21 protein-coding genes are annotated in these 22432 nt (G+C 44.5%); 8 read left to right on the forward strand and 13 right to left on the reverse strand.

Annotated elements, in window-relative coordinates; genetic code table 11:
- Nucleotides 1-29: 29 nt before the first annotated feature.
- A complete protein-coding gene (gene ggt, locus ACHUFN_RS14380; RefSeq protein WP_394223121.1) occupies nt 30-1760 on the reverse strand; it encodes a gamma-glutamyltransferase in 1731 nt (576 codons plus the stop codon).
- 137 nt (nt 1761-1897) lie between these two features.
- A complete protein-coding gene (locus ACHUFN_RS14385) occupies nt 1898-3274 on the reverse strand; it encodes a Na+/H+ antiporter NhaC family protein (protein WP_394223122.1) in 1377 nt (458 codons plus the stop codon).
- 221 nt (nt 3275-3495) lie between these two features.
- Between ACHUFN_RS14385 and ACHUFN_RS14390 the strand changes: the two genes are divergently transcribed.
- Together ACHUFN_RS14390 and ACHUFN_RS14395 are read left to right on the forward strand one after the other, a co-directional pair.
- Nucleotides 3496-5517: a glycoside hydrolase family 3 N-terminal domain-containing protein gene (locus tag ACHUFN_RS14390; RefSeq protein WP_394223123.1), complete on the forward strand. Its 2022-nt coding sequence runs from the start codon at nt 3496-3498 to the stop codon at nt 5515-5517.
- Between the two features lie 156 nt (nt 5518-5673).
- Nucleotides 5674-6741: a mechanosensitive ion channel family protein gene (locus tag ACHUFN_RS14395; RefSeq protein WP_394223124.1), complete on the forward strand. Its 1068-nt coding sequence runs from the start codon at nt 5674-5676 to the stop codon at nt 6739-6741.
- A 128-nt stretch (nt 6742-6869) separates the two neighbouring features.
- Here ACHUFN_RS14395 and ACHUFN_RS14400 read toward each other — a convergent pair whose 3' ends face one another.
- Together ACHUFN_RS14400 and murQ are read right to left on the reverse strand one after the other, a co-directional pair.
- Entirely contained in the window at nt 6870-8387 is a 1518-nt protein-coding gene (locus ACHUFN_RS14400) for an exo-beta-N-acetylmuramidase NamZ family protein (RefSeq protein WP_394223125.1), read from the reverse strand.
- A 57-nt stretch (nt 8388-8444) separates the two neighbouring features.
- Entirely contained in the window at nt 8445-9458 is a 1014-nt protein-coding gene (gene murQ / locus ACHUFN_RS14405; RefSeq protein ID WP_394223126.1) for an N-acetylmuramic acid 6-phosphate etherase, read from the reverse strand.
- Between the two features lie 222 nt (nt 9459-9680).
- Here murQ and alr point away from each other — a divergent pair, with 222 nt between their 5' ends.
- The gene (gene alr, locus ACHUFN_RS14410) at nt 9681-10757 is read left to right on the forward strand and encodes an alanine racemase (protein WP_394223127.1); all 1077 of its coding nucleotides are present in this window, start codon (nt 9681-9683) and stop codon (nt 10755-10757) included.
- A gap of 365 nt (nt 10758-11122) precedes the next feature.
- Here alr and ACHUFN_RS14415 read toward each other — a convergent pair whose 3' ends face one another.
- From ACHUFN_RS14415 to ACHUFN_RS14430, 4 genes are all read right to left on the reverse strand, one after another.
- Nucleotides 11123-11827, reverse strand: coding sequence for a YitT family protein (locus ACHUFN_RS14415; protein ID WP_394223128.1), 705 nt, complete (start codon nt 11825-11827; stop codon nt 11123-11125).
- Nucleotides 11828-12048: 221 nt separating this feature from the next.
- Nucleotides 12049-12360 carry a hypothetical protein gene (locus tag ACHUFN_RS14420; protein WP_394223129.1) on the reverse strand — a complete coding sequence of 104 codons (312 nt, stop codon included), beginning with the start codon at nt 12358-12360 and terminating at the stop codon, nt 12049-12051.
- An 89-nt stretch (nt 12361-12449) separates the two neighbouring features.
- On the reverse strand, nt 12450-12836 hold the full coding sequence (locus tag ACHUFN_RS14425; RefSeq protein WP_394223130.1) for a VOC family protein: 387 nt from the start codon (nt 12834-12836) through the stop codon (nt 12450-12452).
- Between the two features lie 52 nt (nt 12837-12888).
- Entirely contained in the window at nt 12889-13143 is a 255-nt protein-coding gene (locus ACHUFN_RS14430; protein ID WP_394223131.1) for a Rho-binding antiterminator, read from the reverse strand.
- Between the two features lie 278 nt (nt 13144-13421).
- Between ACHUFN_RS14430 and ACHUFN_RS14435 the strand changes: the two genes are divergently transcribed.
- From ACHUFN_RS14435 to ACHUFN_RS14450, 4 genes are all read left to right on the forward strand, one after another.
- The gene (locus ACHUFN_RS14435; protein ID WP_394223132.1) at nt 13422-14540 is read left to right on the forward strand and encodes a porin family protein; all 1119 of its coding nucleotides are present in this window, start codon (nt 13422-13424) and stop codon (nt 14538-14540) included.
- An 18-nt stretch (nt 14541-14558) separates the two neighbouring features.
- Nucleotides 14559-15356 (forward strand): substrate-binding periplasmic protein, encoded by a 798-nt coding sequence (locus ACHUFN_RS14440; RefSeq protein WP_394223133.1) that lies wholly within the window; start codon nt 14559-14561, stop codon nt 15354-15356.
- Between the two features lie 101 nt (nt 15357-15457).
- Nucleotides 15458-16783, forward strand: coding sequence for an alginate export family protein (locus ACHUFN_RS14445; RefSeq protein WP_394223134.1), 1326 nt, complete (start codon nt 15458-15460; stop codon nt 16781-16783).
- Between the two features lie 163 nt (nt 16784-16946).
- On the forward strand, nt 16947-18218 hold the full coding sequence (locus ACHUFN_RS14450) for an NRAMP family divalent metal transporter (RefSeq protein WP_394223136.1): 1272 nt from the start codon (nt 16947-16949) through the stop codon (nt 18216-18218).
- Between the two features lie 141 nt (nt 18219-18359).
- Here the strand turns inward: ACHUFN_RS14450 and glyA are convergent, their stop codons facing one another.
- Nucleotides 18360-19616 carry a serine hydroxymethyltransferase gene (glyA, locus tag ACHUFN_RS14455; protein ID WP_394223137.1) on the reverse strand — a complete coding sequence of 419 codons (1257 nt, stop codon included), beginning with the start codon at nt 19614-19616 and terminating at the stop codon, nt 18360-18362.
- A 266-nt stretch (nt 19617-19882) separates the two neighbouring features.
- Between glyA and ACHUFN_RS14460 the strand changes: the two genes are divergently transcribed.
- Nucleotides 19883-20740: a LysR family transcriptional regulator gene (locus ACHUFN_RS14460; RefSeq protein ID WP_394223138.1), complete on the forward strand. Its 858-nt coding sequence runs from the start codon at nt 19883-19885 to the stop codon at nt 20738-20740.
- Nucleotides 20741-20810: 70 nt separating this feature from the next.
- Here the strand turns inward: ACHUFN_RS14460 and ACHUFN_RS14465 are convergent, their stop codons facing one another.
- From ACHUFN_RS14465 to ACHUFN_RS14480, 4 genes are read right to left on the reverse strand one after another with little or no spacing between them, the layout of a single operon-like run.
- Nucleotides 20811-21140, reverse strand: coding sequence for a zinc ribbon domain-containing protein YjdM (locus tag ACHUFN_RS14465; protein ID WP_394223139.1), 330 nt, complete (start codon nt 21138-21140; stop codon nt 20811-20813).
- Nucleotides 21141-21164: 24 nt separating this feature from the next.
- The gene (locus ACHUFN_RS14470; protein ID WP_394223140.1) at nt 21165-21620 is read right to left on the reverse strand and encodes a GNAT family N-acetyltransferase; all 456 of its coding nucleotides are present in this window, start codon (nt 21618-21620) and stop codon (nt 21165-21167) included.
- 59 nt (nt 21621-21679) lie between these two features.
- Nucleotides 21680-22108, reverse strand: a complete 429-nt coding sequence (locus ACHUFN_RS14475) for a GNAT family N-acetyltransferase (protein ID WP_394223141.1) — start codon at nt 22106-22108, stop codon at nt 21680-21682.
- Between the two features lie 40 nt (nt 22109-22148).
- Entirely contained in the window at nt 22149-22406 is a 258-nt protein-coding gene (locus ACHUFN_RS14480) for a hypothetical protein (protein WP_394223142.1), read from the reverse strand.
- Between the last annotated feature and the right edge of the window lie 26 nt (nt 22407-22432).

A 22432-nucleotide genomic window follows, 5' to 3' on the forward strand; every position in this document is an offset into this window, starting at 1 on the left:
CTGCGGTACCATCACCGCAGCCTAATCAATTAATAGGGCTGTACCATGCTTTTCCCACGCCCGCTTTTCTCTGATGCCGCTTCAACCCCATCTTTTGTACGCTTTATCAGGTGCACATCGCCAAACCGACGATTATCAATGGTGTAACCCAAAGCTTTAAGCTCGTTTATTGTGGCTTCAGTAATACCGTTATGCATGCGAATAGTGTCTTGCGGTAAAAGCTGATGATGGAAACGAGGTGCGTTTACGGCCTCTTCTGCGCTCATATCGTAAAGTAGTGCATTAAGCAGTGATTGGGTTACTGAAGAAATAATGGTGGTGCCACCAGGAGAGCCTGTTACTAGCACAACGTGCCCGTCTTTAGTAACAAGAGTTGGTGTCATTGACGAAAGCATGCGCTTGTAAGGCGCAATGGCATTCGCCTCGCCGCCTACAGCACCAAAGAAGTTTGGTACACCAGGCTTGGCGCTAAAGTCGTCCATTTCGTCGTTTAGCAAAAAGCCTGCACCAGGCACAACAACACCGCTACCAAAGGTAAGGTTAATTGTTGTGGTGTTGGCCACTGCATTGCCCCATCTATCCATAATTGAAAAATGTGTAGTATCTTCGCTTTCTTTCAGTCCAGGTTTAACACTAGGCGTATCAGAAATACGGGTTGGCTGAATATCCGCGGCACGGTTGGTGATGTAGGTAGGATCTGTTAATGCCTTAACAGGAACCTCTACGAAGTCTGGGTCGCCCATGTACTTGGCACGATCGGCGAAAACCCGTTTACCAATTTCAGACATCACATGAATGTATTCGGTGCTATTTTGCGCTGGCAATTCGTGGTTTACGTCATAAGCTTCAAGCATGCCAATCCATTGCGCTACGGCTACGCCGCCTGAGCTGGGCGGTGGAGCAGTGACTAACTGGTAACCCTGCCAGTTCAAATGCAATGGTTTTCGCCAAACGGCTTTATAAGCGAGTAAGTCTTCATACGTTATAAGGCCGTTGTTTTGCTGCATAAATTCAACAATATGCGTAGCCACATCACCTTTATAAAAGCCGTCTTTCCCTTGCTTTTTAATAGCTTTAAGGGTGCGCGCAAGCTCTGGCTGTTTAAATGTGACACCTGCTTCTGCCTGACCAAAGTACTCATTGAAGTTGCTGTTAATGCCTTTTTCTTGAGTATAGGACATGTAACGAGCAATGTTGTTGGCAAGCTTTTCGTGTACCACAAAGCCCTGTTCGGCTAAGTCTACAGCAGGGGCAACTAACCGCTCCCATTCTAGCGTTCCGTACTTTTTATGTGCGGCCCACATGCCTGCTACTGTGCCCGGAATACCTGATGCTTTAGCACCAAACAGCAGTTCTTGTGATTTAACATTACCTTGTTCATCAAGGTACATGTCGCGGTGGGCGTTTTCAGGCGCCATTTCGCGGTAATCTAGAAAGTCAGTACTGTCTTCAAACTTTATCGTCATAAAGCCGCCGCCACCAACGTTTCCAGCTTCTGGCAGGGTTACAGCCAAAACGAACTGTGCCGCAATTGCTGCATCTATAGCGTTTCCGCCTTCTTGAAGCACTTGCATGGCAGCATTGGCGCTGTAACTATCTGGCACGGCAACCGCTTGTTGACTTAAGCCAACTTCAGGGTTGCTAGTATTATTAGCCGCCGTGTTGGGCGCATGAGAGCACGCAACTAAAGCCGAAACAGCGACTGAAAACAACGCCGCTATCACCGACTTATACGTCAGGTTTCCTATCCGTTTTGTCATTTGAAAACTCCTTGTTACAGACTTTCTATCAATATGCCAAGGCCAGCAAAAGTAGCCAAACCCAAACCCTGGTCAGTCCTGCTCACTTTAGCCCAAGCACTTAAGCTCAAGCAGTCAGGCCAGAGTAGCTAACAGAATTAGCCAAGCATAACCAAGCTTGCTACAAAATAGGCTACAAGCGTAAGGGCGCCAGCAAAAAGTGCATATGGGAACTGGGTTTTAACATGGGTTAATACGTCAGTGCCTGCAGCTAACGATGATACGGCGGTAGTATCAGAAATTGGCGAGCAATGATCGCCGAATATCCCACCACCTAAAATAGCCCCAACAACAAGTGATGGGGGTAACCCTAAACTTTGAATAAGCGGTACGCCAATAGGAATCAGTATGGCGAATGTGCCCCATGACGTCCCCGTGGTGAATGACATAATTGCCCCAGCTATAAACAGCATAGGAACAATTAGCATAAGCGGAAGGTATTCGCCCACGATTCCTGCAACAAACACGCCCGTGCCAAGTACTTTTAAACTATTACCCAGCGTTAACGATAGCAAAACTATGGTTACGAGGGGCAGTAATTCACCCATCCCTTTAAAGCCAATATCTACCGCTTCTTTGTGCGTAAAACGTTTGTGTATTAAAAGCAGGCCATAGGCAATAGCGGTAGCAAGTGCGGTAGCGTAAAGTACAGACTTACTGCCGCTGCCTTCTGATAGTACACCGTCGCCAGTCCAGAACATAAAACCTACCATGCTTAATACCATTACCACTAACGGCACTAGCATAAACCTGGCTTTGGTTGCAGGTTCGGTTGTTTGATTTACTTCAAGTTGAGTCAGCGCCTTTTCTTCTTCTGCCATTGGACCGTGAACTTTGTCAGCAGAAATTGTATAAGCCACAATTAGCAACGTGAAAATGGCGTAAAAGTTAAAGAACACGCTGCCCCATAAAATAGACGCTGAAGAGGCGGGAAGTTCGTACGTTTCCAGTAGACTTAGTATGAAGGCGCCCCAGCCATTTAATAAAATGAGTATGCATACGGGGGCGCTGGTGGAATCGATAATATAGGCTAGACGCGCGCGGCTCATGCCAAAGCGGTCAAACAGCCCTCGGGCAAAAATACCTGCGGTGAGCACACTTAGGTTCGACTCAATGAACACCGCAATGCCAGTGAACATGGTTAAACCGCCTACTTGCCTGCGGCTTTTAGCCACACCTCGGTTAACGAGAAAGTTTACCGTTGCAGTCACACCACCAGAATCCCGGATAAACGCCAGAAGAGCGCCAACTAACACTGAGAAGATAAGCACGCGTGTATTGCCGGGGCTTGCGGCAGTGTCGACCACTCGCTCTATCGCGTTAATAGGGGCCATGTAGCTGGTAGCTATATCTGCATTGACCAAAATTAAGGCCTCGGCGCAAAGGACCGCTAACGCTAGCGCTAAAATGACTTCTTTTTTCCAAAAAACGACGGCGATAGCCACGAGAGGGGGGATGACTGACATCCAATCCATACTTCTTTCCAAACTTAAATTTATGTGTGCCTAGGGCATTTTGCACTTTGCTGTATATAAAAGGGCAACACGTCCTACGGGTATGTCTGTTTTGCTTAAAAGCGCCTTTAAGATAGCGCGTAAGAGAACGTGTGATTACAGTTCATAGTTGGCGAACATGATTCTCTCATTTATGCTAGCGTACCGTATTGTGCTTCGTGTTACCAAGGATTAGATAAACATTGTTATTCCAGCAAGTTATTTGTAAAAAACGCACCCGTATAGTTGGGCTTTCCCACGTCATTTTCGGCATTTTAGCTTTTTTAAGTAGCGGCCTTTTTACGGTTAGGGCAGCAGAACCACTTTCTGAACCAAATTCGCCAGCAAACACCGCAGCGGAGCTAGACACACAAAGCATAAGTACAATCAAAGCCATGCTAGGACAAAAAATTGTTCTAGATTTTCGTTATTTCTGCGAAGACAACACACCATCGTCTCGTTGTCGAACTCCCATGACAGACATTCCGCAACCGCTATTGAATGTGCTTAGCACTCACAATATCGGTGGTGTCATTCTATTTTCTGAAAATATTGTCAACGCTGAGCAGTTAATAAGGCTTAATTACACCATGCAACAACACATGGTAAAAGCAGGCAGACAACCGTTATTCATCGCCGTTGATCAAGAGGGTGGCAGGGTAGCAAGGTTGCCCTCAGACATGCTTTCGCCATTTGCTGGTAATATGGCCATTGGCGCTACTTTTCACCAGCGAGGCAGTGCATTTGCACAAAGCGTGGCGTCGCATATTGGGCAAACCTTGCTGCCACTTGGTATCAACACCAATTTTGCCCCCTCGGTTGATGTAAATAGCGAACCCCAAAACCCCGTAATTAATGTGCGTAGCTTTTCAGAAAACCCCGAGCAAGTGGCTGCCCTTGGCCAAGCATTTGTTGGTGCTTTGCAAGGAGCAGGAGTAATAGGCGCAATTAAACACTTTCCAGGCCATGGCGATACGCATGTAGACAGTCACAGTGGTTTGCCGCAGGTACAACACACGAAAGCGCAAGCAATGAAAGGCGATGTGTTACCGTTTGCCAATATTATCAATAGCGCAACACCGCCTGCCATGGTAATGAGCGCGCACATTCAGTACCCATCGCTAGATAGCTCCACAATTATCGATAAGCACGGCAAGCCGCAGATAGTGCCAGCTACTTTGTCGAAAAACATTTTAACGAATCTGCTAAGAAACCAACTGGGGTATCAAGGGCTCATTGTTTCTGATGCATTAGATATGGCGGGTATTACTCAGTTTTTCTCGCACGAGGAAGCACTCCTTCGTGCATATAATGCGGGTGTTGATATAGCACTTATGCCGTTCACAATAAGAAACCAAGACGATATTAACGCGTTTGAAAAATTACTTAATAGTGTTGCCATGAAAACGGCAAAAGGCATGAGCAATAGCAATTTTGGATTGGCGATAGAAAGCGCTTTCTTGCAGACGTCTCATAGGCGCATTATCTATACAAAACAAAGGTTTGCGTTACAAAAGTTCGTCTCTAAACCAGTAGCGTGGTGGCTGAATGAGGCGAAAGAGAATGGGGAAGCTGAAAACGCTAACAGCTTGAAAAGCAGAGGGATTCAAATAGAGAAAGCGCTTTCTAAAGCATCGGTTTCTGTGCTTTATGGAAAGAATAAGTTACCTGTAAAGGCATCACGCTGGTTAGCGTTAATGCCAGACGCTGCAAGATGTTTAGCGTTTGAAACTGCACTTACACGCACAATGGCAAACGCAAACGGCAAGCCTTTCGAGTTTGCGTGTTTGCCCCTTACCGCTTTACCTAAAACGCAGCTAGCGCTGGGGCTTTTGAAGCAGGCAGATGTGTTGGTAGTAGGAAGCATCAGCCCTTTACATGCGAATTATGAATTGGGTGGTTTCGATCAAAAAGAGCACGTTAAAGCTCGAGCAACAGAAGCAGAAATTATGGCATTTAGTAAAAAAATAATGACGACTGCTAGGTCGCAGCGCAAAACGGTGGTTTTTGCACCGCTTCGAATGCCTTACAACGCTACTGAAGTTAGCGGGTTTGCAGATATTGCCATTGCGACATTTAGTTATGCAATTAATATTAATGGAACAGGCAATCAAGATGCTGAACAAGAGACTAAGAAAGTTGTGAGCCATAGCCTTAACGCACTTGCAGAAGTACTGGTTGGCAACCTAACGCCCGAGGGGCGCTCTCCTGTTTCGATAAAGTAATGCCCGTTACAATGAAATACAGAAGACGTGGAGCGGAAGCATTAACGACTGGCTTAATGAAAAAAGTAGAATTTATGTCGATGAAAAGCGCGTGACTTTTATCAACGAAGTCCAAAAAACCTTTAAAAAGTAAAAATAGAATAGGGAAGGGAAGTAGTGACAAATAGTTCAACTAACAGTGCACAACAATCAATACTAGATAATGTACTGGGAGCACTGCTTCCATTTGCGCCATTACTCATTGCTATTGTGTTTGTCATCGGCGTTCTTGTCGCCCTTCACTACATTTTACTTGCGAAACAAAGTCATCTAACAAGCGAACAGAAACTTCCTCGCCAAGTTGGTATGTTGGTACTTACTATTGTTGGTGCTGTTGTTATTGCGATGACGCTGCCAGTAAGCGAAAGCACGCGCAATCAAGTGATTGCACTTATAGGTGTACTTATTTCAGGTGTTATCGCATTTTCGTCTACCACTATGGTGGGTAATTTAATGGCGGGAATAGTGCTTCGCGTTAACCGCCCTTTTAAGGTGGGCGACTTTATTAAAGTAGAAGGCTACAGCGGTCGCGTTACTGAAATGGGCCTTCTTGATATTGAGATTCAAACAGAAAGCAGAGAGCTCATTGCGTTTGCGAATACTTTGATGGTGAACTCACCAGTTTCAGTCACACGCGCTTCGGGTGCAATTGTAAGCGTTGATATTAGTTTAGGTTACGATATTCATCACAGCATTATAGAAAAGCACTTGCTTGTGGCGGCAGAAAACGCCGAGCTGACTGAGCCATTTGTACAGGTAGTCGGCCTTGGCGACTTTTCAGTAAGCTACCAAATCTCAGGGCTACTAACGGAAGTTAAAAGCTTGCTTAGTGCACGTTCACGTCTTCACAAAGCGGTGCTCGATTCCTTGCATAATGCCGATATTGAAATAGTATCACCTGGCTTTATTAATCAGCGCCCTCAACCTGACGGCTTGAAAATGATTGCCAAAATGCCTCATCAAGCTACGCAAGAAGAAACATCGCCCGAGGATGTAATTTTCGATAAAGCGGAAGAAGCTGAGAAAAAAGAAAAAAGTAAAGAAAGTTTGATGCAAACCATTGCCGACATTGATGCCAAAATTGCAGAAAGCGAAGGCGAAGAAAAGGCAGCTCTAAAAAACAAAAAAGCGACGGCAGAAGCTCAACTTTCAGCACTAGTTCAAACCAAAACAAAAGAAGGTTAGTGTTTGCTAACCAAATAAGTTTGCCTTTCTGTGTGGGTCTTGTTGATTGTAAGTGTTTGCTAACTATCAAGGCCTTTTGTTGGGAGCGTTGCTGAGAACGCACAATAAAACATGTGCGTCGATAACTCTTAATTTGCGTCATCGTACAGCAAGTAAGTCTCTCTTTTCTCTTTAAACTTGCTTAGCTTTTGCTGCCAGCTTTGTTGAATTTCTTTAGTGGTTTTACCTGCCTCTATTTGAAGTCGAAGTTCATCAGTACCTGCTAACTTATCGAAGAATTCGGGGCGAGTGAAAAACGTTACTTTGCCTTTATCTAAAGCAGCTCCCGTATTATTAAATGCAGAAAACCGAGAATAGGCATTTACTAATGTAGCCAGATGCAAACCACTAAATGGTAAGCCGTTGGAAGATGCATCATGCAACGTTTGATAAGAAAACACATGGGCCAGTAATACAGCGCCATTATATTTGGGGTGCGGCGCCGCGCTATTGGGTTGAACCTGTATTTTACTCTCGCCGAATTCAACGTCGGGGTGGCCTATAAGCTGAAAAGGAAAGTCGGTGCCACGCCCAATACTCACATCAGTTCCCTCAAAGAAGCATAATGTCGGATAAAGTCCTATTGCTAAATCATTGGGCAAGTTAGGGCTAGGTGGCACGGGCAACGAATAATGCATAGCGCGCTTGTATTGCCCTACGGGCACCACAGTAAGCTTTGCATTAAAATATGCGTTCGCGTCTATTTTAAGCCACTGCTCACCTATCATCATTTTAGCTAATTCACCTAATGTCATACCGTGTAATACGGGAATGGGGTGCATGCCAATAAACGAGGTGAAACCAGGCTGTAATACTGGGCCGTCTACATGTTTTCCGTTTGGGTTCGGTCTATCAAGCACAATAACGTGAATGTTTTGTTCAAACGCTGCCTCCATTACATAGTGTAGAGTGCTTAGGTAGGTATAAAAGCGCACGCCTACATCCTGAATGTCGAACACAATAACATCAGTATTAGCTAGCATGTTTGGCGTTGGCTTTTTGGTTGTGCCATACAACGAATGAATAGGTAGGCCGGTTTTAACGTCTATATCACTATTAATCTTTTCGCCTGCGCCTTTGTCGCCTCGAAACCCATGCTCGGGTGACATAATACTTACCACATTTACATTGCGCTGCAGTAAGGCGTCTAGCAAATGTTGAGCACCGCCATTAAATGCACTTTTCTGAGGCGATAAAACTGACGTTGCTGACAAAGTGTTATCAGTACTGACCAATGCGCTTTGATTCACTACCAAACTCACGCGCTTGCCTTCTAATAGCGGCAAGTACTTTTCGAATTGTTGTGCACCGACGGTAATTATATTAGAGCGGTGTATCGATTCAGAGCGATGTGTAGGGTTCGACGTAAACGTTAAATCTGATGTTTGCTCGTCTGCGTGCATATCAACAACTGGCCCACTGTTTTTTTCAGCCAACACTTCCGCGTCTTTAGCTGTGGTTTTTTCATCGTTATTTTTACTTGTGTATACATGTGTAGATAAATGGTCAGATGCACAGCCGTTAAGCATAAGGCAGGGTAAAAACAGAACAAGTGCCAGCCTTAAAACGCCGCTTAACGTTTTAGTGAGTTGTTGTGAGTTCGTCATAACTGCGCAGGCCTTAAGTTTAAGATATAAAGGGAACGAGAAATTTAATACCGCAAACTAACCGTTAAACTTGTCGACAGCTGTGCGCAAGTAGCCTTGGTTATCGTCAAGTTGCCTGGCTGCCTGCTTTGCATCTTGCCCAGTAAGTACCATCAAAATTGCCACTTTCGCTTTATTGTCACACGACTTAAGTGCAGTTAAGGCAGTGTCTTCACTGCAATCGGTAGCCTGCATAACAATGCGAAGCGCCCGCGCTTTCAGCTTTTCATTGGTGGCGTTAACGTCAACCATCAAGTTTTGATAAGTTTTTCCAAGCTTAATCATGGTGCTGGTGCTTATCATGTTTAAGATAAGTTTTTGGGCAGTACCCGACTTCATCCGTGTACTTCCGGTTAACGCTTCAGGGCCAACTACTGGGCAAATCGCTACGTTAGCATCTTTAAATATGGCGGCGTTCGGGCTACACGCTATTGCGCCAGTAAAGCATCCTAAAGAGCGAGCATAGGCTAACGCGCCGCTTACATAGGGAGTACGGCCACTTGCAGAAATACCAATTACGGTGTCGTTTTTATGAAGGGAAAGCGCGACTAAATCTGTTTTTCCTGCATCAAAATTATCTTCTGCGCCTTCAACAGCATGTTGAACTGCTTTTTCACCGCCGGCTATTACGCCAATGACTAACTCATCAGGCACGCTAAATGTGGGCCTGCATTCTACCGCATCCAGTATTCCTAGCCTTCCGCTGGTGCCTGCCCCCACGTATATAAGTCTGCCTCCGCTTTTAATGCTTGCTGTTGCTGCATCTACGGCTTCGCCTATTTGAGGAATTTGCAGAGCGACCGCGTTTGCTACTTTGGCATCTTCATTATTTATGCTTTTAAGAATACCTTCAGTACTTAGTGTATCTATATCAAGGGTGTCAGGGTTACGGCCTTCTGAGATAATTTTATTAAGTGAATGCGCTAGCTCATTTACGGTTTCCTGTGCGCGTACAGTTTTGTGGCCAGCCGCTTGTGATAAAGAACTCGTAGAAGATAAAGAATCAGAAGTGGACGACTTATTCGTAGACATGAGTAACCTTGAACGTAAAAGAGAGTTAAATGCGCAAGCGCAAAGCATAACGGTATTTTTAACCACAAGAAACCATGCGATGAATTATGCCTCATTCGATATTAGTTTATTGGGGGAATAACATAGTGCGCTCTTTTATCTAGCACATTATTCAGCGTTCTCATGGTACACTTTGTGATTCCATGTTCATGACAATTACCTAATAAAGGACCATGTTTTTCTGTGAGCCGACAAACGCAAGCGATTATTCATGCTGACGCCCTTTTACATAACTTCAAAGCGCTTGCCGCTTTAGCACCTTCAAGCCAGTCTATGGCTGTGGTGAAAGCCGATGCTTACGGGCATGGCGCGGTAAACGTTGCTCGTATACTCCAGCATGTCTCGTCTCGTTTCGCTGTTGCAATCATTGAAGAAGCTATTGCACTTCGCGATGCCGGTATTACTGCGCCTATTGTGGTGTTGGAAGGGGCTCATCAGGCAAAAGAATGTCAAATGGCGTACCAGCACAACTGCATTCTGGTTATGCACTGCGAAGAGCAACTAACATGGGTGGCACAGTGTCCAGAACAAAAGCGCCCACATATTTGGCTTAAAGTAGACAGCGGAATGCATCGGCTAGGCTTTCCTATTGCTGATATAGAAAACATGGCTAAAAAGTATCGCCATTTATTGAGCGAGCAAACCGTTATTGCAACGCACTTTGCGTGTGCTGACGACGTAAATAACAGCTTTACCGAATCTCAGCTTGCCGCGTTCAAGCAAGTGGCTGATAAGCTTGGTTTGCCGACCAGTGTGGCTAATTCACCTGCTACGGTAAATTGGCCGTCAAGTCGCAATGCGTGGAATAGACTAGGTGTTGGTGTGTATGGCGGGGCGGTTTCTACTGAACAGCAGGTTGAGGTGGATATTTACCCTGCGATGACACTTCGCTCGAGTGTGCTAGCTGTACGCACTGTGCCTGCAGGCGAGGGCATAGGTTACGGACAAACCTGGGTTGCCAGTAAGCCTAGCAAAATAGCGACCGTGGGCATTGGTTATGCCGACGGCTACCCAAGGCACTGTAAAAATGGCACGCCAGTCATGATTCGGGGAAAACGCGCCTTTTTAGCCGGCCGCGTTTCTATGGATATGATCACCATAGACGTTACCCATATCGACAATGTTGCTGTTGGCGATGAAGTTGAACTGTGGGGACAGAATGTCTCGATTCAGGAAGTGGCCGCGTGCGCTGATACCATTGACTACGAACTTATGACGCGTGTATCACAGCGCGTGCCACGTATAGTAAAATACTTATAAGTATCAATATGGTGCCACATTTTCCCTTCGTTATATAAGTTTTAATAAAACACTATTCATCAAAAGAATGGGGCCTTTTTCCCAAACTTATGACTATACTGTATCGGCTTGGTTATGGGATTGCGGTGAATGTTTCGCCTCCAACTGTGCTAAGCAACAACTCATAAGTGAGGTTTGTATGCGTACTTCGTTTTCTCGTCCAAGAGTGAACCGTGGAGTAGTAAGTCGACCGTCAAGACCTGTACAAAAGAAGCAGTAGGTTTGTTGTAGGCGGCTAGTGATACAAATAAGAGATACAAAAAAGCCCGGTTAGTGTTTAGCTAACCGGGCTTTATATTTTTAATCGCTAAATAAACGACGCTTTCTTAGCTGTTTTGCGCATGAAGCTCGTTGTTCAGATTACCTTCTAAGGCGTTGTCAGACTCATCACTTACGTGCTTAGCTTCGGCCTTTTTGAGCGGCTCTTCTCCCTGTACAGGAAAATAGCGCTCTGGTCGGTGGTTAAGTGATATAACCATATTTAAGCAAAACGCCGCTAAAATAGAAATAAGCACCAGATGCCATTCAATGTAAAGAAGTGCGCATAGTAAGATAGTACTATCAACGGTAAGCTGAAACGTACCGGCTCTGATGTTGAAACGCTGCTGTAGATAAAACGCCATTATGCCCACACCACCAAGGCTTGAGCTATGACGAAACATCATAAGCATACCTACACCAATAAGTATCCCACCAAATATCGCCGCAAAAATTGGATTCACATGGCTAATATCGACAAATGACGGAATTTGTTCAGTGAGTACCGAAACTGTGGTCACTGAAATAAACGTATTAATAGTGAATCGTTTGCTAATTTGCGTCCAGGCAAGGGTATAAAACGGCAAGTTGATCAAAAAGAACAACAATCCGAAATCCATATCTACAGCGTAAGTGCCTAACAGAGCTAAACCTGCAGCACCACCAACCATCAAATCTTGAGATTGAAACAGATATACACCAAACGCAACAAACAAGCCGGCGCTTATCAGGGCGAAAACATCCTCGATGACACTGTGTTTTGTTTTTTGCATAAGAAGAAAATTGCGTTAAGAAGACACAGCGTAATTATACGTTTACAACACAATAGGTTACAGCAAGACGAAAAGTTAACTGAGTGAGTAAAACGGTTTAAGGTAAGTTTGCCTTTACGACTTTTAGCGCGCCGGTGAATAGGGTGTTGCGGCGATGTAAACGTTGCACCAAGCTGGTTCAAAAAATGAGAGAAATAATTAAAGTAAGCACCTTCTAGCCATTACTCAACAATAGAAAACACCACGGTATCTTGCTTGTTAAACTCTACGCTACACTTCATTATGCCGAAGTGAAGCGGGCTATATGCTTCAATCTTGCTACCATTTGCCACAAACTGCGTGTCCCACATCAATAAGTCGGCAGTATTTAACTGGCGTTCTACACTTTTCTTTGACACGCCAGGTGTAAAGTTATCGCAAAGAATAATGACTTCGCGTCGTGCCTCTATCCAGTAGAAGGTTATTGTGATCAGCAGTGCAATAGCCGCTATTGCAACTACATCAGCAATAATGGAACGTTTCATGGCTTGCACTATTTAAACCTCCTTTGCTTCTCAATTTGGTAACATCCCACATGAAACTATTAAAATGCTATTGCAGAGTGCAATTACATAAAGCGCTTCTACTTGGTTTGGATCAAGTCCCACTTGTTACCAAACTTATCTTTAAAAATAACGACCGTACCGTAAACTTCATCACGGGGCGCCTCTAAAAACTCCACGCCGTTACTTTTCATATCGTCAAAATCGCGCGAAAAATTGTCAGTGTTTAATATTAAAAACACCTTTTCAGCTGCCTGATTACCAATGAGTGCTTTTTCTGCATCGCTTTTGGCTTGAGCCAATAACAAGCTTGAGGCACTGTTAGGTGGAGTAACCAAAACGAACCGAGAATCCTCGCCTGTTGCTTTATCTTCAGCGAGGGTGAAGTTCAAAACAGTTGTGAAATAGTGAATTGCGCTGTCGTAATCATCGACAAAAAAGGTTATGGCAGATAGTTGCTGAGTCATAAAATCCAAGATAGTGAATAAAAAGTTAGGTTTTGTTGAGCGCGAATAGTACCTAAAAGCTCACTGAGCTGAAATGAGGATTGTCAGTTATTGCGTGAAGCTCAGCAATTTCATTTAGCGCAATTTTCTGTTCTAAGCCATTAATTTGCATTTGAATACACTCTGTTGCAACAGGCTTTTCTTTATCAATCACCGTCGTCAATGCTTTGCCGCTTTTCATCTCGCCGCCTTTCAATACTAGGCTTACATCCAGCTTATACATGCAGGCAATTTCAATATAGTCGTAGAGCTGACAGGAAATATTCACCTTTATTCCTCGTGTAAATTCATTCGTCAACATAGACCGAAATGACAGGATGAAAAATCCGCGTTCGCGCTTGGCTTTCGTATATTCATAAAACTATTAAGTAAACACGCGGAAGTTTGACCTTTGCAAATGATCTTTTTGTAAGGTTTGCTCAGTATTGCTAATACTGAAGGATTAATTTTGATGTACCAAATTACAAGGCGTTTTACGCCCCTCTTTTTGGTTAGAGGCTAATTTATACAAAGGGTTCCCATCAAAAATTGAATACAGGAACAGTAATGAACAAACTACTATCCGCATTTTCTTTAGTTTCAATCGCTATGTGCACTACAGGCCTGGCAAATGCTGACGAACTCCCTTTTAAACTGAGCGGCCATGCTCGGGTGAACTATGGTCATCTAGATTGGCAAGAGCCTGAATTCAGAGATGGATTCGAGTTCGAGTCTTTTAAAATAGGCGTGTCTGGTGAGTCAGATCAATTCAGCTATAGGGCTGAATATCGATGGTATGAAAATGTAGATTTTAACACTATTCGATTTGCTGAACTGACCTACCGTTTTAGCGAGCAAACACAAATTACTGCGGGCATCACACAAACGCCTTTTGGCTTGCAGCCATTTGCCAGTAACAACTTTTGGTTCTCGGTAAATTATTACCTTGGTTTTGAAGACGACTATGACGCCGGGGTAAAAATTAATCACGATTGGGGTAACTGGGATTTCCAAGCCGCCTATTACATGAATGATGAATACAACGATGCAGCAGAGTTTGATCGTTATTCATTCGATGTCGCTGACGACGGTGAGTTTCGAAACAAAGAAGACGGTCAGTACAACTTACGTGCAAATTACTCGGCAAACTTCATTCGAGGTGCAACGACCGATATCGGCGTGTCGTATCAATACGGGAACATTTTGAACCTAGATACTCTAGGTGATGGCGACATGAATGCTTATGCTGTTCATCTACGTCACACGCAAGGCGATTTTAAAGTTGAAATGCAATATGTTGACTACGAATACGATTTGGCGGCCCCTGAAGGGCAGCTAGATGATCGTTTAGCGTTATCGTCGTTTACGTTTCCATTCTTGGCCGCCGCAGACGGTAAAACCTACTCTGCAAATTTAGTGTATACAGTACCTTATAAATTTACGCATATAGAATCGCTCACCTGTTACTCAGAATATAGCCAAGCAAAAGGGGAAGGGAGCGAAGGGAAGAATTCGTCGCAGTGGATAAACGGTTGTAGCTTTGGTTGGGACAAATTGTTTGTTTATGTAGACAGCATTCGAGGTAAAAACATGTGGTTTTCTGGAGGCCCGGGAGTAGGGCTAGATTTAGGTGGGCGACAGGGCACGACGCACCGCTTGAACATAAACCTTGGTATTTACTTCTAACACTAACAGGACTTTGACATGCGACTATTACTGATTGCCACATTGTTACTTGCGCTAATTCCAATGCAAAGTTTTGCACATGCTTGGATGAAACTAAGAATTGCTACCACAGAATATGCACCGTACACATCAACGGATATGCAGCACGACGGCTATATTAACCATATAATTGCTGATGCATTTTTAGAAACGGGCGTGGTGGTAGAGTTTGTATCTCTGCCGTGGGAAGAGGCGTTAGAGGCCACCTTAAAGGGTGAATACGACGCGATTTCTTACGGTAATTTCGTGCGTGCCAGAGAACGTGAGTTTTTCCACAGCAATCCAATTAGTGCTGAAAGCTTAGTGTTCTATGTTAACGCTGATAAGGGCCCGAATACATGGGCCGAGCTAAGTGATTTAAAAGACCTTAAAATGGGCGTGACAGAAGGCTATTTATACAATGACGAACTAGCCGCATACATTAATAGCAACCAAAACATTGTGAAAGCGCCTACCGACAAAGAAAACCTTGAAGCGTTAATAGAAGGGAAAATAGATGTTTTTCCAATAGATGAACTTACTGGCTGGTATTTGCTACAACGCGACTTTGACCGTGGTGATCGCCGCGATGTAATGCCTATCAAGCCGTTTATTTCCACAGTAACCACACATTTACTGGTGCCGAAAGGCAAAGGCGATAGCCAGCTCATATTATCTTTATTCAATAAGGGGCTAGAAGAGCTAACGCTTGATGGAAAGTTAACGCGTTTCAAACGCTTACTTAAAGAGGGTTATTACCAACACCCACAGAAAAAAGTGAATTTTGACAGGCGCTAACTTTTGCTAAGAAGCAAAAAATTAAACTAAAAGGGAAGTGCGCTCAGAAAAATTATCTATATACTCCGGATCTCTTTTTACTGAAGTAGCAGTTATTTTTAATGCGCAGCCCTTTTTTCGTGCGTCGTGGTCTGGGTTTTATTGTAGGCACATTCGTTTTATTCACCGCAGGTGGAGTGAGTACGTTCGCTAAGGCCGATGACAATTCTGTTGAATTCAATGTTTCGGGTTCCTTTAGAGTGCGATACGAATCGCTGAATAACCCTATTTTTCCTGCTTCATCCGATACACGAGCGCAAAGCAATCAGCGCCTTTCAACCCGTCTAATTTTAAGCTCTACAGTTAGCTATAAAAACGTTGCTGGCACGATAGAAATGCATGACGCTCGGGTGTTTCTAGATGAGAATGACCCTACACTGACGGCAAATCAGGTAAACACGCTAGAGCCAACCAAGTTCTACATGACGTACAAAAGTGATGTGTCGCTAGGTTCAACAAGCATTTCAGCTATTAAAGTAGGACGTATGGAGCTTGATTACGGCAGTAGAAGGCTGCTGGCTAAAACGCTCTATCGCAACGCAGCAAACAGCTACGATGGCGTGGTGGTTCAAGGGAGCATCGCTGACTGGCAAGTAGACGGTATTTACATTCTTCCGGTTTCTCGTTTCCCATCTGATAGTGCAAGCGTAGATGCAAACGATCGCGCTTTCGATAAAAGTTTCAGCGAGCGAAAGTTTTTTGGTGTGTATGCCGCCTCTAGCGATAACAACATTAAGCTGCAAAGCTACTGGCTAAAAGAAAACGATAGTGAAGAACTAGCCACCAAAAATCGCGACTTATATACCTTAAGCGTTGATTACACGAAGCCTTTTTATAACGGCTGGAAAACAAACGTAGAGCTTATTGGACAGACAGGAACCGCGAATCAAACGGCTGCGGCTGACGATAATGATTTAAAAGATGTGCGCGCTTACATGGTGTTCGGCTATGTAGGTAAACAGATGACAGACAGTACATTTCTTCGCGCAGAGTTTGACTATATTAGCGGAGATAACAACAACAGCGATGATACCATTTCAGACTTCGATAGTTTGTACGGTGTAAGACGCTTTGATTTTGGGCCAACTGATGTCTATCAGGGTATGCCAAGAAGAAACCTAAAAACGGTTGGGCTAAGAAGCGTGTCTAAGCCGGGTAAAAAGCACAACATAATGCTTGGCTATAAAGCGATGTGGTATCAAAAGGCACCGCAAGATGTTGATAGCTTTATTGGTCACCAAGCAGAGGTTCGCTGGCGCTATCAAGTGCGCCCCGAACTGCGTTTAGTGCTTGGAGGGGCCTATCTCAAAAAAGGCGAGGGATTTAAGCGCGGCGATTTCAGCGACGACAGCGCTTTCCTTTTCTCTGGCGCGCTGTATACCTTTTAAATCTCTGTGCGCTGCATTTCTTTGCGGCGCATGCGCCAGTGCCACCTGTAATTCAGAGCAGTTTGCATCATTAGGCTAGCAACTCAGCGTGCCTTTTCTTTTAAGCTTTTCATTTAACTGATAAAGTTAACAGCTATTTAACAATGCCCGTTTAGAGGTTGCCTTGTCGTATTTTGCTGAAATGTCGTTCTTTGCCCGTTGTGCCGCGCTACTGAAGTTACTTGGGCCTGGTGTACTAATGGCAACAGCGGCAGTAGGTGGAAGTCACCTAGTGGCATCGACTCAGGCAGGAGCAAAGTTTGGGTGGCAGTTAGCGCTGCTAATTGTGGTAGTTAACCTGCTTAAGTACCCCTTTTTCAGAGCTGGCGTGAGCTACACCATTAGCACTAAGCGCACGCTACAACAAGGCTACTTGACCATGGGTAAGCGGTATCTTGCCCTTGCCTTGTGCTTAAACACGGTTGCATCTGTAGTGAACTCGGCGGCCTTGCTATTGTTTGCTGCAAGTTTGTTGTCGTATTTCATTCCCTTTGACATCGCGATTACGCTTTCAGCTTCGCTAGTGCTTGCGTCAATTTTACTTATCTTGTTGGCTGGGCACTTCGACGGCTTAGACCACATCGCTAAAGGTATTATGGGTGTGCTGGTCATCGCCACCGTAGCAGTATTTGTTGTAGCGCTAAGTAACTACTCTGCTACCGCCGCGCCAGTAACAGACGCCCCATCACCATGGACGTTGGCCACGTTGGGCTTTTTGGTGGTGACCATGGGTTGGATGCCTGCTCCTATCGAAATATCCTCTATTACATCGTTATGGTTAAAGCGTCAGTGCTCTGGGCAAGCCGTCACGCCCAAATCGGCACTATTCGACTTTAATTTAGGCTATGGAGTAACGGTGTTATTAGCGCTTTTATTCTTGGGTTTAGGGGCGCTTATTTTGTACGGCAGTGGCACTGAACTTAGTACAAGTGGTATTGGCTTCTCTCATCAGCTGATTAGTATGTACTCGTCAACCATAGGGCAGTGGGCACATTGGCTTATCGCGCTGGTGGCATTTTTGTGTATATTTGGCTCAGCACTTACCGTATACGATGGCTATGCCAGAGTAGTTGCAGAAGCGATTGCGCTGTTGTTAAACAAAGACAAAACAGCGCGAAATACCCTTGTTACGCCAGTGCTATTATTTATGGCGGTCGCCAGTTTTACTATTGTGCTTTTCTTCAAGTCTGCGTTACTGGCAATGCTGGGTTTTGCAATGACATTAGCGTTTGTTACAACGCCCATATTTGCATGGCTAAATCATAAATTGGTTGCGCAAACGCAGCTTCATAACGACGCTTCACCCAATGTAGTTGTAAGGCTGCTTAGCTATGTGGGCTTGGCCTATTTGTTTGGGTTTTTAATGGTGTTTATTTGGTGGAAGTGGTTTAGCTAACTGCAAGTAGAAAGCGGTTTTGCCCAGCGGCAGTAGTAAAGCATGAAATCCGCCAAGTAAATCGTGTTGCCGAAAGCGTTTATCGGCAACACGTAAGCTTCCTACTTAATGTGAAATTACAGCAAGAAAGCTTTTAACCTTCTATTTCACGTAAACGGGGCGCGCCGCAGTAAGCGTGGCCACGTTGTCTTTTACCTGCTGTACTACTGCACTGTCTTCAGGTGATGATAAAACATCGCAAATCCAATTAGCCAAGTTGGCGCAGTCTTCTTCACTGAAGTTACGCGACGTAACAGCAGGTGTGCCAATTCGAATGCCACTGGTAACAAACGGCGATTGTGGGTCGTTTGGTACGGTATTTTTATTAACAGTGATGTTTACGCTATTTAAGATGGCGTCGGCTTCTTTACCCGTTAAGCCTTTGCTTATAAGGCTTAGCAAAAACATATGGTTGTCTGTACCGTTTGATACCACGTCGAAGCCGCGTTTCATAAATACGTCAGCCATAGCACGTGCATTGGTTATTACTTGTTTTTGATAGGCTCTGAATTCAGCCGTCATTGCTTCTTTAAATGCCACCGCTTTGGCTGCAATTACATGCATAAGCGGTCCGCCTTGAATACCTGGGAAAATAAGAGAGTTAAACTTCTTTTCAAGCTCAGGGTTAGACTTACACATAATCAACCCGCCACGAGGACCGCGTAAGGTCTTGTGGGTGGTCGTCGTTACCACATGTGCAGCATTAATAGGAGAAGGGTATACGCCTGCGGCTACAAGGCCTGCAACATGCGCCATGTCTACCAACAAGTAAGCATCTATGCTATCGGCAATGTCTCTGAATTTCTGCCAATCGACGACGCGAGAGTAGGCAGAAAAACCCGCAATAATCATTTTGGGCTTATGCTCTTTAGCAAGCGCCTCTACCTGGGCGTAATCAATTTCACCAGTATCGGTGTTTAAGCCATACTGAATAGCGTTGTACAGCTTTCCTGAGAAGTTAGGCTTTGCACCGTGGGTAAGGTGGCCGCCGTGATCAAGGCTCAATCCAAGTATCGTATCGCCCGGATTTAAAAGCGCCATATAAACCGCAGTGTTCGCCTGTGAACCAGAATGAGGTTGAACATTCACATAATCTGCTTCAAACAGTGCCTTGGCTCTGTCGATGGCAAGTTGTTCAACTTTGTCGACCGCTTCGCAGCCACCGTAATAACGCTTTCCTGGATAGCCTTCTGCATATTTGTTGGTTAATTGACTGCCTTGCGCTTGCATTACTGCCTTACTGGTGTAGTTCTCTGACGCAATAAGTTCTATATGGTGCTCTTGTCGCTCATCTTCCTGAGCAATAAATTCGGCAATGTCTGGGTCTTGCTGCTGTAGGTGCTGATTAAGGGTATTCATGCTGGCTCCTAAAAATAATTGTTATGTGTACTTGATACTAGGAGCGGAAAATGAATAAATAAAATTAATAAAAAATATGGCATTATAACTTTCTTAAATGACATGTTGGTCTTATTCAAAAATAATAGGTGCATAGGCTATTTTGATACTCACCAAACACTGTGCAGATTGAGCGCTTAATTGGCGAGAGACAGCGTGCAGCAGGGCGAGAGCAGCATAGCTAAAGCCACAAGCAGAAAGGCGAGAGTGAGGAGTAACGCACGCTAATGAAAAACTTATCGATAGATTTTTTGCGCTCGTTTGTGCTTATTGCGCAGACCGGCAGTTACACGCAATGTGCCGAACAACTCCAGCGTACACAGCCTGCAATTAGCTTACAGATAAAAAAATTAGAAGAAATGATTGGTGAGAAGCTATTCTCACGGGATAAAAACAAATTAGCGCTAACCGGGGCTGGAAGTCGATTACTGGCTTACGGAGAAAAGATGGTTGCGCTAAACGATCAGGCCATGGCTGAGTTTGGAAAGCCGCAGGTAACAGGCAACATCAAGTTAGGCATTCCCAGCGAATTCAGTACAACACTAATGCCTAAAATTATTCGCAGGTTTACCCAAACCTATCCTGAAATCACCCTTGAAGTTCACTGCGCTTTAAGCAAAGACTTGCTTAGCGAACCGCTTAAAAGCCAGTTCGACTTAATTCTTTCGCTGCAAGAAACCCCAGATCCACAGCAAGATGGCTACATCATCACTGACCAGCTGGTATGGGTAGGAAGCCAACGGTTTGTAAATAGCGTGCCTGCTAAACTACCCATTATTGCAGCGCCATCACCGTGTATTTATCGCAAGCGTGCTACAAATCTGTTATCTGCTATTAAAAAACCGTGGCAGGTGGTGTATACCATTGCAGATTTAAATGGTATTCAAACGGCTATAAACGAAGGGCTTGGCATCACCGTGCTAGCGAAAAGCTCAGTACCAGTAGGGTTGCATGTTTTGTCTAACTCAGAGAGTTTGCCTGAGTTAGGCCATGTAGGCGTTTGTTTAGTAAACCCACAAAAAGTCTCATCGAAAGCCATAAGCCTTCTTACAGAAACTATCACTAACGAAGTGGCAAATTTTTAAGGTAAGTAGTAGCGCGCCACGGCACGTAACAAGCGTTACCCCCAAGAGTCGCGCTACAACAAGAGCTGGCTTATGCTTTTTTCACAAATTGTGCCGTTAGCATCATTTCGCCAGCGCCATCTACTTTACAATCAAGTTGATGGTCTTTGGCGTCTTTAACATGGCGTATTAGCGCTTTAGTACCAATCTTTAAAATTAGTGAGCTGCCTTTTACTTTTAAGTCTTTCGCCAGTGTTACTTTGTCGCCAGCAACCAAGGGTGTGCCGTTGGCGTCGTTGGCTGAGATTTCATCTTCAACATCATTCGGGTTCCACTCGTGACCGCATTCAGGGCAAATAAGTAAAGACTGATCTTGATACACATAGTCTGATTGGCAGTGCGGGCATGGAGGTAGCGACATCTGAAATTCTCTTAAAATACAAAATTAAAGCGTTCGGGTCATAAAGTGACTATTGGGGTCGAGTGAGTAACTGCCAAACGGGCCGCAATCAACAAAACCATACTTTTTATAAAGCCTTCTAGCGGGCAAAAAGTAGTCTTGCGTGCCTGTTTCTAAGCTAACCGAACTAAACCCCTTTATTTTCGCATGTTCTAGGGCAAAAAGTAATAACTGTGAAGCAACACCACATCCTCTAAATGGCTTTGCAGTGCGCATAGATTTCAGTTCGGCTTCATTTTTATTAAGCGTTTTAATAGCCACACAGCCAGCGAGTTGTTCGTCATTCCAAGCACTAAAAAACGTAATGTTCGAAGCTTTTAATGCTTCAACGTCTAGCGCGTGCACGCTTTCTGGTGGCGATGTGGCATACATATCTGACAAGTGCTCATCTAAAAGCGCAAGCACTTCTCCTCCGTTAAGATCATCAATAATAATCTTCATGTGCTTATAGGGCCTCTAAATAAGATTAAAAGCGTGCTAACAGTGAGTTGATAACCTTATTACGCTATAAGTGTTTTCACCATGTTAAAAAAGCGGTCGTCTTCGCTTTGAACAATAAAGCCATCGCTAAGATAGAGGTTCACCGCCGGACTAATTTTAAAAACTCGTAGCGACAGGGCGTTTAATTCAGCGTTAAGCGCTAGCCTTTTAGCTTCTTGAAGCGCAGCTCTTCCAATTCCTTTATTTTGAGCATTTGACATTACTTGAAGGTCGCGCACTATACAGCTTTCGGCTTCGTACTGAAGTCGCATTACTCCAACCACTTCTTGCTGTACTACAATATCGAAGTTTTCAAGGCTTGAGGTAGCTTCCAGTACTTTGTTTGCATCCCAATCTGGCGCATACTGAGCGTAATAAACCTTCATGTTGTCAAAGGTAAGCTGCGCGGCTCGCGGTAAGTCGGTTGTTGGTATAAGAGTAATTTGCATCGTAAATTTTAATTCAATAACAGCGCTTTCATGGCTAATTTTATTCAGGTTTTGAATCAAACCATCTATTCAGGCCTTGCACAAGCACGTTTAAAACGCCGGACGCGGCGTCGCCGTCTGTAAACTTGTCATCTGTTTTAGGGGCGAGTTGTTGGGCGGCTCTATCTTGTCGTTTTTGATGGCTATCTACGGCACCCTTCACAAAATCTAATACGGGTTCATGAGGCTCTGTTGAAGCGCAACCAGTCACTAACAGCAAAGCAAACGCAAGAAGTGTTGGTTTAATGCGTAAAGTCATTGTTTTCCTTTTTGTAGAGGTCTACA

It is taken from the genome of Alteromonas gracilis, from assembly GCF_043642145.1.
Classification (GTDB): Bacteria; Pseudomonadota; Gammaproteobacteria; order Enterobacterales; family Alteromonadaceae; genus Alteromonas; species Alteromonas gracilis_B.